This is a genomic window from Pedobacter zeae, assembly GCF_014196715.1.
Lineage (GTDB): Bacteria > Bacteroidota > Bacteroidia > Sphingobacteriales > Sphingobacteriaceae > Pedobacter > Pedobacter zeae.
The window spans coordinates 945,399-959,065 of the sequence record NZ_JACIEF010000001.1 but is presented as its reverse complement, the minus strand read 5'-3'; the positions used below and the strand labels follow the sequence as shown (position 1 = coordinate 959,065).

The 13,667-nt window shown below is 40.6% G+C and carries 10 protein-coding genes; 2 read left to right on the top strand and 8 right to left on the bottom strand.

Annotated elements, in window-relative coordinates:
- Nucleotides 1–16: 16 nt before the first annotated feature.
- From infC to GGQ60_RS03920, 8 genes are all read right to left on the bottom strand, one after another.
- Nucleotides 17–586 (bottom strand): translation initiation factor IF-3, encoded by a 570-nt coding sequence (infC, locus tag GGQ60_RS03955; RefSeq protein ID WP_051691975.1) that lies wholly within the window; start codon nt 584–586, stop codon nt 17–19.
- A 17-nt stretch (nt 587–603) separates the two neighbouring features.
- Nucleotides 604–2,529: a threonine--tRNA ligase gene (gene thrS / locus GGQ60_RS03950; RefSeq protein WP_183760089.1), complete on the bottom strand. Its 1,926-nt coding sequence runs from the start codon at nt 2,527–2,529 to the stop codon at nt 604–606.
- Nucleotides 2,530–2,645: 116 nt separating this feature from the next.
- The gene (locus GGQ60_RS03945; protein ID WP_183760087.1) at nt 2,646–3,140 is read right to left on the bottom strand and encodes a hypothetical protein; all 495 of its coding nucleotides are present in this window, start codon (nt 3,138–3,140) and stop codon (nt 2,646–2,648) included.
- Nucleotides 3,137–4,234 carry an acyltransferase family protein gene (locus tag GGQ60_RS03940; RefSeq protein WP_229685083.1) on the bottom strand — a complete coding sequence of 366 codons (1,098 nt, stop codon included), beginning with the start codon at nt 4,232–4,234 and terminating at the stop codon, nt 3,137–3,139. The genes GGQ60_RS03945 and GGQ60_RS03940 overlap by 4 nt, the downstream gene beginning before the upstream one ends.
- 222 nt (nt 4,235–4,456) lie before the next feature.
- The gene (locus tag GGQ60_RS03935; RefSeq protein ID WP_183760085.1) at nt 4,457–5,350 is read right to left on the bottom strand and encodes a hypothetical protein; all 894 of its coding nucleotides are present in this window, start codon (nt 5,348–5,350) and stop codon (nt 4,457–4,459) included.
- A 341-nt stretch (nt 5,351–5,691) separates the two neighbouring features.
- Nucleotides 5,692–6,429 carry a (Fe-S)-binding protein gene (locus GGQ60_RS03930; RefSeq protein ID WP_183761250.1) on the bottom strand — a complete coding sequence of 246 codons (738 nt, stop codon included), beginning with the start codon at nt 6,427–6,429 and terminating at the stop codon, nt 5,692–5,694.
- A 37-nt stretch (nt 6,430–6,466) separates the two neighbouring features.
- Nucleotides 6,467–7,759, bottom strand: a complete 1,293-nt coding sequence (locus tag GGQ60_RS03925; protein WP_183760083.1) for an MFS transporter — start codon at nt 7,757–7,759, stop codon at nt 6,467–6,469.
- 210 nt (nt 7,760–7,969) lie between these two features.
- On the bottom strand, nt 7,970–9,862 hold the full coding sequence (locus tag GGQ60_RS03920) for a RecQ family ATP-dependent DNA helicase (protein ID WP_183760081.1): 1,893 nt from the start codon (nt 9,860–9,862) through the stop codon (nt 7,970–7,972).
- Nucleotides 9,863–9,934: 72 nt separating this feature from the next.
- On the opposite strand from GGQ60_RS03920, the gene GGQ60_RS03915 reads away from it, so the two are divergent.
- Nucleotides 9,935–13,162 carry an amidohydrolase family protein gene (locus GGQ60_RS03915; protein ID WP_183760079.1) on the top strand — a complete coding sequence of 1,076 codons (3,228 nt, stop codon included), beginning with the start codon at nt 9,935–9,937 and terminating at the stop codon, nt 13,160–13,162.
- A 47-nt stretch (nt 13,163–13,209) separates the two neighbouring features.
- Nucleotides 13,210–13,473, top strand: coding sequence for a hypothetical protein (locus tag GGQ60_RS03910; RefSeq protein WP_183760077.1), 264 nt, complete (start codon nt 13,210–13,212; stop codon nt 13,471–13,473).
- Nucleotides 13,474–13,667: the final 194 nt, after the last annotated feature.

Genomic DNA, 13,667 nt, shown 5'->3' with positions numbered 1-13,667 from the left:
ATTTATAAAATTGTTTTTATTTTTTTGCTACTTTAGGCGCAACAGTAAGGAACATCCGTTTACCTTCCAACTTTGGTAACAACTCTACCTTCCCTACATCTTCCAAAGCCTGGGCAAATTTCAATAATAAAATTTCTCCCTGTTCTTTGTACACAATTGCCCTACCTTTAAAATGCACATAAGCCCTAACTTTCTCTCCGTTCTCCAAAAAGCTTACGGCATGTTTTAATTTAAACTGGAAATCGTGATCGTTCGTATTAGGTCCAAAACGGATCTCCTTAATTACAGTTTGTTTGGCATTAGCTTTAATTTCTTTTTGCTTTTTCTTTTGCTCGTAAACAAATTTACTGTAATCAATAATTCTACAAACTGGTGGTACAGCATTTGGAGAAATCTCTACCAAATCCAGTTCCAGTTCATCAGCAAGTGCCAAAGCTTTCGCCAAAGGATAAATCCCCGGTTCAACATTATCGCCAGCTAAACGCACTTCAGGCGATTTTATATACTGATTAATGTTATGCTCTGCTTCTTTTTTCTTAAAAGGTGGACGTGGTCCCCTGTTAAATCCTGGTCTTCCTAATGCCAAATTTGTATTATTTTAATTTAAACTGTTATTTCTTTTCTTAATAAATTGTTGAACTCTTCCAACGTCATTTCGCCTAAATCTCCCTCACCATGTTTACGCACAGAAACTTTTCCTTCTGCCATCTCTTTATCGCCGATAATGAGCATGTAAGGGATCTTTTTAACTTCCGAATCACGTATTTTGCGACCGATTTTTTCATCACGAAAGTCAATCAGCCCGCGAATATCGGAATTATTTAGTTCATCTAAAACTTTTTTTGCATATTCTTCATATTTTTCTGAAATAGGAAGAATAATAAATTGCTCCGGACTCAACCATAAAGGGAAGTTTCCGGCACAGTGTTCGATCAGTACGGCGATAAATCTTTCCAGCGAACCAAATGGTGCACGGTGGATCATTACCGGACGGTGCTTCTGGTTATCGCTACCGGTGTATTCCAGTTCGAAACGCTCCGGAAGGTTATAATCAACCTGGATAGTACCCAGCTGCCATTTTCTGCCTAAAGCATCTTTAACCATAAAATCGAGCTTCGGACCATAGAAAGCGGCTTCGCCATATTCTACAACGGTATTTAAACCTTTTTCGGCCGCTGCTTCGATGATGGCATTTTCAGATAGCCTCCAGTTCTCATCAGAACCGATATATTTGGCTTTATTCTCCGGATCCCTTAACGAAACCTGGGCAGTATAGTTTTCAAAACCTAAAGATTTAAATACATAAAGCACCAGATCGATTACTTTTTTAAACTCATCTTTAACCTGCTCCGGCATACAGAACAAGTGTGCATCATCCTGAGTAAAGCCACGTACACGGGTTAAACCGTGTAATTCGCCACTTTGTTCGTAACGGTAAACGGTACCAAATTCAGCAAAACGAACCGGAAGATCTTTATAAGAACGTGGTTTTGTTTTGTAAATCTCGCAGTGGTGCGGGCAGTTCATTGGTTTTAAGAAAAACTCCTCTCCTTCCTGCGGGGTTTTAATCGGCTGGAACGAATCTTTACCATATTTTTCCCAGTGGCCTGAAGTGACATACAGGTTTTTATGGCCGATATGTGGTGTAACCACTTGCTCGTAACCCGCTTTAGCTTGTGCCTTAGTCAAGAAGTTAACCAAACGCTCGCGCAAAGCGGTTCCTTTTGGTAACCATAATGGCAAGCCCATGCCCACTTTTTCTGAGAAAGCAAACAATTCCAGTTCTTTACCCAGTTTACGGTGATCGCGTTTTTTAGCTTCTTCGATCATCAACAGGTATTCACTAAGCTCGCTGGCTTTAGGAAAAGTTACGCCATAAATACGGGTCAGCTGTTTTTTGGTTTCGTCGCCGCGCCAGTAAGCGCCGGCCACATTCATCAGTTTTACCGCTTTTATAAAACCTGTGTTCGGAATATGCGGACCACGGCATAAATCGGTAAATGCGCCCTGGGTATAAAAGGTAATTTTACCATCTTCAAGGCCATCAATCAAATCCAGCTTATATTCATCACCCTTCTCGGTGAAATATTTAACAGCATCAGCTTTGCTTACACTTTCACGCACAAAAGTTTCCTTTTGTTTGGCCAGTTCGATCATTTTGGTTTCGATGGCTTTGAAATCATCCGAAGAAAATTCGCGGCCGCCAAAGTCTACGTCATAATAAAAACCGGTTTCAATTGCCGGACCGATACCAAATTTGGTTCCAGGATAAAGCGCTTCTAAAGCCTCGGCCATTAAATGCGCCGATGAATGCCAAAAGGTCGATTTTCCGGCAGCATCACTCCAGGTTAACAATTTTACTGACGAATCAGATTCGATGGGTCTTGTTGAATCCCAAACCTCGCCATTAACCTCAGCGGCTAATACGTTACGGGCCAGGCCCTCAGAAATTGACAATGCAATTTGATGGGCAGAAGTGCCCTTTTCATACTGACGTACAGAACCGTCAGGTAAAGTAATGTTAATCATCTACAACTATGATTTAAATTTTTAAATAAAAAAGTTTTAAAGATCACTTACAATGTGATTTTATTTTGTGCAAAGGTACGAATTTTAGATGGTTATTGATAGATAAACTTGAAATTTTACCTGGCTTGCAGGCCCACTTCATTCAGGTATTTTTTCTGTACAGCTAATACCCGATCAGGGTAAGTATTCAGTTTCTTATACTTCAGCATCAGCTGTTCATGTATTTTCTTCTTTTCATTCATGTTTTGCGTGTGCAGCATCTGCTTTGCCGTTTTACCATAATCGTTTATCGCTTTTAGATAGGAAATTACGTCATTATTAAATTTTTCAGCAGCCTTGCTGGGTTTCAGTGACATGATATCAGCAAGATCTGTTTTCGAGTTATTGATCAGGTTTTCAGCTTTGTTCGATAAGAAAATAGAATCAGGAAATCCGTTCAGATAAACCTTTAATGTATCTTTGAAGACGCTGTCTGTTTCATCGATCTGCTTCATCTGACTTAAGAAAATTGAAGTCACCTTCTCGTTATAGGCATAATCATTGGTAGATGACACACAGCTAAACAATAAACTTAGGGGAAAGAAAAGCAAGGCAAACTTTAACGGTTTCATTTTCTGTTATGGTTTAAAAATTTTTCTTTAAGGTACCTGCGCAAAGGAATGTCCACGAATTTCATCACCAAATAAGAGAAAATAATTAAAAGCAGTACCGAAACGGGGATAACTACCCAAAGCGACGATGCTGCCGGCTGAACTTCGGCCACATAAGTTAAAAATATCCAAACAAATGGATAATGTACCATGTAAAGCGGGTACGAGATTTCGCCTGATAGGTTACAGATCTTTTTAAACGATGGGTTTAATGTTGCTCCTGCGCCCAAAGCCACTAAAAGTGGAAAGTAAAACAGTACGAGTATAGGTTCGGTAATGAAATTGTATTTATCGTTAAAAGGAACTAAAAAGGCTGCGAGCAACAATACAATCATCCCTAAAAAGCCAAGCCTATTTTTGATTATCCAGTTTAAGCGATAAACCAACATACCTGCCGTAAAAGAGTACAGCACACGCGCCCCGCCGTCCCAAAAATTCTGTCCGCCCCATCCACCACCTACATTGGTAGCACGAACCGCAACATAACAGAGGCATACTGCCCCAATAACCACCAAAGGGATTAGTTTTTTTTTGCCCAGGCGATAAAGCACAATGATGTAAAAGATATTGGCAATATACTCCCAAAATAACGACCAGGCCGGTGCATTTAAGCAGAATAAATTGGTATACCGCTCGGGCATAGCCGGATATGGGATTAAAAAAACCGAGGATAAAAATAAAAGAAAGGTCTTTCCGAGCCCATAAACGTCATAAAGATCGCTATACGGATCAACAAGGAAAGTGATCAGCCCTAAAACCGAACCGATAACCACCAGCGGATGCAAACGGATCAGTCTTAATTTAAAAAACTGTGTAATGCCGATATGTGGTGCACGGCTATCGTAAGCATAGGCAATAACAAAACCGGATAAACAGAAAAAGAAATCGACTGCCAGGAAACCATGCGAAAGAAAGTTCTTATTGTAATTGGTAATGGCGATTTCCATAAAATGATAAATCACCACTACAATGGCTGCTACCCCTCTTAATCCATCCAAAATTTCAAAATGCTGCTTGCTTGCTAGTAAATTCGTACGGTTTTCAGTTGTAATCACTTTGGCTAGTTAATATTTTCTATCAATAATAGTCATTCTTGTTTTATATGGCAAAATTACGGCATACAATGAAGTATAATATTCAAAAATGATACAAAAAAGCCCTTAAAGCTTAAGCTTTAAGGGCCAAATAGAATTATTATGGTGGTTGTAATTCCTGACTTCCGAAGTTTGTGCCTTGCGCTGTGCCATGCCAACTTCTGAAATCTAAAGTCTAAGATACTAGTTCATCCCAAATGCCCTGATCTGGCCACCGCCACCAGGTCTGTTCTGTCTAAAACGTTTCATCATGTTCTCCATTTTAGTTTTATATTCTTCAGCAGTAATCAGTTTTGCCTTTTTGGGTGCGGTTACATCTTTCGAACTTACATTTCTGTATTCGATGCTTTTGGCAATAGAACTGTTGCCCCGCCCTTCAATAGCCAGAACCGCGCCTTCTGTCCACATATTTGGATTTGGAGAAAAATCGAAGCCTAAATCTTTGGTGTACCAGATTTTGGTTTCTTCGACAACGTTTTTATCCATATCCAAAATTTTGATTGGCCTGGTCGATCTTACAATTGCCTGGTGACAGGTAAAACCTAAAATCTGTTTGGTAGAATCGGTTTTAACCACTTCGATGGTTGGCGCCACAGGTTTTGCCTTGGTTGTATCGTTCGGGTTTCCGCCACCCATCCTGAACGAACCTATAGGGCCCGATGTAGACAAGGTTAACTTGCTTGGCATGTAGTATGTTGTATCGTTCAGGTCAAAAACTTCTACCAGGCTTTTATCAGCGAAAGTATAATAGTATTCGCGGTTACCACCTCCGCCACCAAAACGCATCATCATACGGCCCATTCCGCCGCCACCGCCACCTGCACCATTGCTGTCTTCGGTTTCTTCAACAGGCATATAACTGGCATTTGTTGCCGTAAACAATAATTCGAAATTGGTTTTACTTGATGAAGGCATCCTAGCCTTCATCTGGTCGGTTAACTGTATACCGCTGGCCGAGGCCATAGCAGCCGGATCGATGGTATTTTCAAACTGTATTGCGCCTGAAGTTTTCTTTTGTGCATTTGCAACAGCCACAATAGACATTACTCCCATTAACGCGATGAATATTTTTTTCATTATGATTTTGTTTTGTCTGTTAGATATAAAAGCCTTTAAAAGGTTTAACAAAGATATTGTAGATTGCAATATAAAACATGTTAAAGATTGTAATTAGATGCCCTAAAGACAGATTTGTGCTGAAAGTAATTTAAATATTACAATCCTGATGATTTCCGATCATTGATCAACTCATCCAATTGATCTGATCTTTTCTTTCAGGAAAGCAATACCCGTAGTTCTTTTGCAACAATCCCGCCCCTTGCTTAATCCCGATAAAAACACGTTAAATTAAATAGAAAACCTATCAGGTTTCAGAAATCTGGTAGATTTAAAGATCTTCTCCCTTTAGGGGCTGAGGGCTAATATTCAGTACTCTCCAGCCAACCGTTACAAAGCACATCGGCAATGTGCATGGTTTTGATCGGCAGCTTATTTTTATCGATATACCCCTGAAGGTGTAAAAGGCACGATAAATCCGTAGAAATAATATAATCGGCTTGTTGAGCCAATGCATGGTTAACTTTCTGTTCGGCCATGGCTGAAGAAATAGCGTCGAATTTTACGGCAAAAGTACCGCCAAAACCGCAGCACATATCGGTATCTTCCATTTCGATCATTTCCAAACCATGTACTTTTGATAAAAGCTGGCGGGGTTCATCTTTGATTTTGCATTCGCGTAAAGCGCTGCACGAATCGTGATAAACCGCTTTACCTTCCAGTTCAGCACCGAAATAATCTTTTTTGGCCACATTGATCAGGAAATCAGAAAGCTCCCAGATATTCGATTGCAGGCTACGGCATTTGTTGTGTACAATAGTATTGGTAAAAAGATCGTTAAAACCACCTTTCACCATCCCTACGCACGATGCCGATGGTGCTACCACATAAGTATTTTCGGTAAAATCGTTCAGAAATTTCGTACCCACTTCTTTCGCTTCATCCCAATACCCCGCATTATATGCCGGTTGTCCGCAACAGGTTTGCTTTGAATTATAGCTCACCTCACATCCCGATTTTTCCAGTAACCTTAGCGTATTAAAGGCAGTTTCGGGGTATAACTGATCTACAAAACAGGGAACAAATAATTCTACTTTCATCATATACTAAACGACTGCAAACTTACAATTTTGCCGGTTATTTGCGCTCAATTTTCCTTGAGATCAGCAAAAAGATTAATCCAATTATAAAAAATGATGCCAAAGCGATGATCGATTGACGCATATTATGCGTAATCCCCTCAATAAGCGCAAAACTGAATAAACCGATAACAATTGCCAATTTCTCTGTAGCATCGTAAAAACTAAAAAAAGACGCCGTATCTGTAGTGTTTTCAGGAATGTTTTTCGAATAAGTGGAGCGCGACAATGATTGTATACCCCCCATTATTAATCCCACTATTGCTGCCAGGACATAAAACTGCAAAGCGTTTGTGATGGTATAGCCATAAATACAGCAACCTATCCAGATGAGCACCACAATGATTAAAACATTTATATTCCCCAGTTTCTTTGCTAAAAGCGACATTAACCAGGCGCCTAAAATGGCAACCAATTGAATAATGAGTATTACGGCAATCAAACTTCCCGATTCCAGTTTTAAAACCTTGGCACCAAAACCGGCTGCTGCCAGCATAATGGTTTGTACGCCCATTGAATAAAAGAAAAAAGCAAGGAGATAGGTTTTTAAAAAACTCATCTGTTTAAGTTGGTTCCACACTTTCACAAATTCGTGGAAACTACTTTTTATAATCCCCCTACCTGCTGCTGAAGGATTGGGTAAATCTTTGGGTAACACCTTAAATGGAATCTGGGCAAATAAAAACCACCAGATGCCCACAAGCAAAAATGAGATCTGTGCAGGCAGCGATTTATCCGTTATACCGAATAGTTCGGGTTTCAATACAAAAACAAAGCAGATGAGTTGTAACAAAACACTTCCAACATAGCCATAAGAAAAACCCTGAGCACTAACCTTATCCTGATTTTCGGCAGAAGCAACAATTGGCAGGTAAGAATTGTTAAACATTACTCCGCCTACATAGCCCATAGCGGCCAGAACAAAGCAGATAATTCCCGCTTCCAGCGTTTCAAGTTTAAAGAAAAACAATCCCATACAGGCAATTGAACCGATATAAGTGAACAATTGCATAAAAAATTTCTTTTTCCCCTTGGCATCGGCATAAGACGATAATATTGGCAGCAAAACCACCATAATCAGGTAAGCGAATGACAGTGCATAATTGGATAAAACGGTATTAATGAACGTTCTTCCGAAAAAGGTAACTTCATCCCCATGTTCCTTTGTGGTGGTAATGGCTACATAATAAACGGGAAAAATTGTTGAGGTGATGACCAGGTTATAGGCAGAATTTGCCCAATCGAAGAAAGCCCAAGAACGGATGGTTTTCTTATTGTCTTTTTCTATCATTTTTTTCGCTTCGCGGAAAGATTATATTGATTGTTTGATTACAGATTATAGTTCATTACAAAACTAATATTTTATTGCTAACTTGTTTGGTCATTTTTCTCACCTCTCACCTCTCACCTCTCACCTCTCACCTCTCACCTCTCACCTCTCACCTCTCACCTCTCACATCTCACCTCTCACCTCTCACATCTCACATCTCACATCTCACATCTAAATATAATATTTCTTCCCGTCAGTTTTAATCTTACCGGCATCTAATAATTCCCTGATCGTTTCAATCCTTTCAGTTTCAGTTCCATTTTTAATATTGGTAACCAGGTCATCGAGGCCTAAAGGTTGCTGCTGAAGTAAAGAGAAAATTTCAAATTCGATTTGTTCTCCCATCTTATTTTGGTTTTCCGCTCTTTTTTCAGCCAGACAAACATCGCAGACACCACATTTTGAAGCATGGTATTCATCAAAATAGTTTAACAATTGCACACTCCGGCATACATTAGAGGTAGCATAAGCCACCACCGCATTAATCTGTTTATGTAAAATCTCTTTTCTCAGGTTGAGGTATTTTACATCAAGGTCGAAATGATCCATATCTACCCGGGGCCTGACATATTGCAATTGGGGCTGATCAGTTTGCGGGATATAGGTAAGCAGTTCAATGCTTTGGAGTTTATTAAGCAGTGCGATAATTTCTTGGTAAGAGTGTCCGGTTTTTTTAGCAAGATCAGCTTCATTTATTTTCACAAAACCATCAAAGGCACCTCCATGTGAGCGCAAAATGGTTTTGATAATGCCATCGTAAGCTTTATTTTCGATCTGGAAACGGTAAATATCTTCATGACCGGCAATAAACATTATCCTGGATGGCAGAAAAACACTTTCGGAAAGGGTTAAGTAGCCATCATGCTCTAAAAATTTAAGTGCAGAAATGGTTTTTAATATACTTATATTAAACCGTTTGCAAAAATCGGCAATATCAAAATCAAAGGTTAAACCTTCTCCTGCTCCAAAGGCCAATTGAAAATAATTGCCCAGGTAATGATAGGTTTTTCTGATCTCATCCGGTAAAGGAAAACTATCTAAATACCGGGATTCCAGGCCAAGGATATCAGACTGATGGGCCAATAGCACCGCATAGCTCCTTTTTTCATCACGTCCGGCCCTTCCGGCTTCCTGGTAATACGCCTCCAGGCTCTCGGGCAGATCAAGGTGCACCACAAAACGCACATCGGCTTTATCGATACCCATTCCGAAAGCATTGGTTGCCACCATGATCCGGGTTTTATTGTTTTTCCATTCCTCCTGTTTCAAAAAACGAACGCCACGTTCTAACCCAGCATGGTAAAAATCGGCCTTGATACCATTTCGGTTAATAAAATTGGCTACTTCGGCAGTTTCCCTGCGGTTACGCACATAAACCAGTCCCGCTCCTTTTACATTCTGGCAAATATCGATCAGCTTTTTGTATTTATCTTCGTTACCGAAAACCACATAACTTAAATTTTCCCTGGCGAAACTTTTAACAAAAACCTCTGGGGCTTTCATTTCGAGTTTTTCTATAATGTCTTTTCTTACAAAATCAGTGGCAGTGGCAGTAAGTGCTAAAACCGGAACATCCGGCAAAATTTCGCGGAGTTTGGACAGCTCCAGGTAGGGTGGCCGAAAATCGTAACCCCATTGCGAAATGCAGTGTGCCTCATCAACCGCAATAAGGTTTACATTCATATACGAAATACGCACGCGTACTAAATCGGCCAATAAGCGTTCCGGAGACAGATAAAGGAATTTAATTTTACCGTAGATACAGTTGTCGAGCAGAATATCTATTTCGCGTTTACCCATTCCTGCGTAGATCGCTATGGCTTCGATCCCTTTCGATTTTAGGTTTTCTACCTGATCTTTCATCAGGGCAATAAGGGGCGAAACCACAATGCAAATGCCTTCTTTTACCATTGCAGGCACCTGAAAGCAAATCGATTTGCCACCCCCGGTGGGTAAAAGGGCTAAGCTATCTTTCCCTTCTAAAACCGAAGCAATAATATCTTCCTGCAGTGGCCTGAAAGCCTGGTATCCCCAATATTTTTGTAAAATCTCTATTGCTGTCATAAATCGGCAGTATCAAAACTATAAAAAAGCTGTTGATATTGCTAAATTGCAGCACAATTAATCAAAAATTTGATGAAACACCTCTATTTTCTCTCTGCTCTCTCCTTGCTGTTTTTCAGTTCTTATGCCCAGGAAAAAAAATGGGACATTGAAAAATATCTGGGTACTACAAAAAACTTCACCCTAAATACAGATGAAGGTACCTGGATGAACCTTGATGTAAGTGCCGATGGACAAGAAATTGTTTTTGATTTACTGGGCGATATCTATGTGATGCCAATTACCGGTGGCATGGCCAAACTGATCAGTGGAGGTGCTGCCTGGGATGTACAGCCAAGGTTTAGTCCAAACGGGAAATACATCTCTTACACAAGTGATAAAAGCGGAGGCGATAATATCTGGATCATGAACCGCGATGGTTCAGGCAAAAAACAGGTTACCAAAGAGAATTTCAGGTTATTGAATAATGCTACCTGGATGCCAAATAGCGAATACCTGGTAGCCAGAAAGCATTTTACGGCCAGCCGGTCATTAGGTGCCGGTGAAATGTGGATGTACAGCATAAATGGTGGCGATGGTGTACAATTAACCAAGCGAAAAAATGATCAACAGGATGCCGGTGAGCCAAATGTTTCGCCAGATGGAAGGTACGTTTATTTTAGCGAAGATGTTAGTCCTGGGCCGAATTTCGAATACAGCAAAGATCCCAATGCAACCATTTATGCCATCCGTCAGCTCGATTTAACCACAGGAAAATTAACTACCTTGATTAATGAGCAGGGCGGCGCCTGTCGCCCACAGGTTTCACCTGACGGAAATATGATCGCTTTTGTAAAACGTGTGCGTTTAAAATCTACTTTGTATGTACAAAATCTTAAAACTGGCGAAGAATGGCCTGTAAATGAAGATTTATCGCATGATCAGCAGGAAACCTGGGCAATCTTTGGTGTTTATCCGAATTTTGCGTGGACCCCAGACAGCAAAAGCATTGTTTTTTATGCGAAAGGAAAAATCAGGAAAACGGAAATCAGCACATTGATCAACACTACCATTCCTTTTCAGGCCAATACCATTCAAACTGTACAGCAGGCTTTACATTTTGAGCAACAGGTTTTCAGCAACGAGTTTTCATCCAAAATGCTGAGACAACTTACGACCTCCCCTGATGGAAAAACAATCGTTTTTAATGCTGCAGGATATCTATATAAACAGGAATTACCCGTAGGAATACCCGAGAGGCTAACCAATGGTTTAGATTTCGAATTCGAACCGGCTTTTAGTCCGGATGGGAAATATGTAGTGTATACTACCTGGAGTGATGAATTACGCGGAGCAATAAAAAGAACCGATCTAAAATCAGGTAAAACCATTACGCTGAGCGATGAAAAAGGTTTTTATTACTCCCCACAATATTCGACCAAAGGCGATAAGATTGTTTTCAGAAAAGGAAGCGGAAATGACGTATTAGGTTACAATTATGGCCGTGGAACCGGCATTTTTATTATGCCGGCTAGCGGGGGGGCGAAAACTTTAATTTCTGATAACGGCATACGCCCGCAGTTTAACAATACCGATACCCGTATTTATTTCCAAAGTTATGCGGATGGCAAAAAGGCTTTAAAAAGCATCGATCTAAATGGTGCAAATGAAAGAACGCATTTTACTTCGCAATATGCAAACCAGTTTGTTATCAGTCCTGACAATAAATGGCTGGCCTTTAACGAGCTTTTTAACGTTTACATCACACCGATGATCAATGTTGGGACTGCTCAGGATGCTTCTGCCGGAAATAAAGCCATCCCTGTTGCTAAAGTAACTACCGACGGCGGAACCTACATACAATGGAGTACTGATAGTAAAACCCTCCATTGGACATTAGGACCAAAATATTTCACCATTGATGTAAACAGTGCCTTTAATTTTGACGGAACCACTCCAAAAACCGAGGCTTCCTCTGTCGAGATTAATCTGACTTTAAAATCTGATGTTCCTACCGGCACCGTGGCTTTAAAAGGCGCCAGAATCATTTCGATGAAGGGTGACGAAGTAATTGAAAATGGAACCATTCTTACTGACGGAAATAAAATTACGGCGATCGGAAAATCTGATGCGGTAACTATCCCTGCCAATGCCAAAGTAATTGATGTTAACGGCAAAACCATTATGCCCGGTATTGTTGATGTTCACGCGCATTTACGCACCAGTCCGGATGGGATTACACCGCAGAGCGACTGGAGTTATATGGCCAATTTGGCCTTCGGCGTAACTACTTCGCACGATCCATCGAGTAATACGGAAATGGTTTTTAGCCAAAGCGAAATGCTTAGGGCGGGCAGAATGATTGGACCAAGAGTTTATTCTACAGGTTCTATTTTATATGGTGCCGATGGCGATTTTAAAGTAGTGATTAACAGTTTGGATGATGCACTGGCCCATTTACGCAGGTTAAAAGCAGTTGGAGCCTTTTCGGTAAAATCGTACAATCAGCCACGGAGAGAGCAGCGCCAGCAGATTTTAGAAGCCGCCAGGCAGTTAAAAATGGAAGTTGTACCTGAAGGGGGCTCTACTTTTTTCACCAATATGAATATGGTTGCTGACGGCCATACCGGAATTGAGCACAGTATCCCGGTTTTACCGGTTTATAAAGATGTAACCACACTTTGGAACAGTACCGAAGTGGCTTATACCCCTACATTAATTGTGGCTTATGGAGGGCAATGGGGCGAAAACTATTGGTACGATAGAACAAATGTTTGGGAAAACGAAAAATTGATGACTTATACGCCACGCTCCATAATAGACGCAAGGGCCAGACGCAGAACCACTTCAGAATACAGCGATTATAACCACATCGATATTGCCAAAGCAGCGAAACAGATTGCAGATGGGGGTACCAAAGTTAACCTGGGCGCACACGGACAGATCCAGGGTTTAGGGGCACATTGGGAGTTGTGGATGCTGGTTCAGGGTGGTTTTAGTCCGCTGCAGGCCATTAGGGCAGCAACGTTAAATGGTGCGAGCTATTTGGGTATGAACAAAGAAATTGGTTCATTGGAAGTGGGTAAATTAGCAGATATGGTGATTATGGATGCCAATCCCTTAGATGACATCAGGAATTCGGAAAAGATCAAATATGTGATGATCAATGGTCGTCTTTATGACAGCGCTACCCTAAACGAAGTAGGTACAAGGGAAAAACTCCGCGGAAAATTGTGGTTTGAGAATATTAAGGGAAATGGTTATATCATTCCAACCGGAGAATCAGAAACCTGGACTTTTACGGTTCCGCATTGTGACTAATTTTTTGGTCAATATAAATATGTGCTACAACAGGTAATTTACAGGATATGAAACCCAACAAACTATACCTTGCTTCGTCGCTTGTATTCCTACTACTAAGCGTACTGGTTTTCTCGTATAGCGGTTATTACATTTTGGGTATCCAAACGGTAAACCTGTTTCTAGCACTGATTGCAATGGCTTACATTACTTCTTTTATTGCCGTAATGAAAAACCGAAAATTTGTTATTGCATGGTTGCTGCTTATCGTAAACTCGATTGTACTCATTTGCATCATTTACTTTCTGACGCATTTTAAAATGAAGATGTAGTGATGGATACCTGAGTAAGTTATGATACAACTTGTTACCTTTTTAAAGCTCTCATACCTGTCGTTCTTGAACGCAGTGAAGAATCGTCTAAAGGGTAGATTTAAGAACGACACTTAACTGAGCTCTCAAATTGGAACCTGTATTTTTACCCCAAATAGACCCTGAATCGAGTTTAGGGCGACGGAAATGCGAGA

Excerpts from the sequence above, each read along its gene's own strand:
- GGQ60_RS03925 (WP_183760083.1), bottom strand. The coding sequence starts at position 7,759 with ATGATAGAAAAAGACAATAAGAAAACCATCCGTTCTTGGGCTTTCTTC.
- GGQ60_RS03930 (WP_183761250.1), bottom strand. The coding sequence starts at position 6,429 with ATGAAAGTAGAATTATTTGTTCCCTGTTTTGTAGATCAGTTATACCCC.
- GGQ60_RS03945 (WP_183760087.1), bottom strand. The coding sequence starts at position 3,140 with ATGAAACCGTTAAAGTTTGCCTTGCTTTTCTTTCCCCTAAGTTTATTG.
- GGQ60_RS03915 (WP_183760079.1), top strand. The coding sequence starts at position 9,935 with ATGAAACACCTCTATTTTCTCTCTGCTCTCTCCTTGCTGTTTTTCAGT.
- GGQ60_RS03920 (WP_183760081.1), bottom strand. The coding sequence starts at position 9,862 with ATGACAGCAATAGAGATTTTACAAAAATATTGGGGATACCAGGCTTTC.
- GGQ60_RS03935 (WP_183760085.1), bottom strand. The coding sequence starts at position 5,350 with ATGAAAAAAATATTCATCGCGTTAATGGGAGTAATGTCTATTGTGGCT.
- thrS (WP_183760089.1), bottom strand. The coding sequence starts at position 2,529 with ATGATTAACATTACTTTACCTGACGGTTCTGTACGTCAGTATGAAAAG.
- GGQ60_RS03910 (WP_183760077.1), top strand. The coding sequence starts at position 13,210 with ATGAAACCCAACAAACTATACCTTGCTTCGTCGCTTGTATTCCTACTA.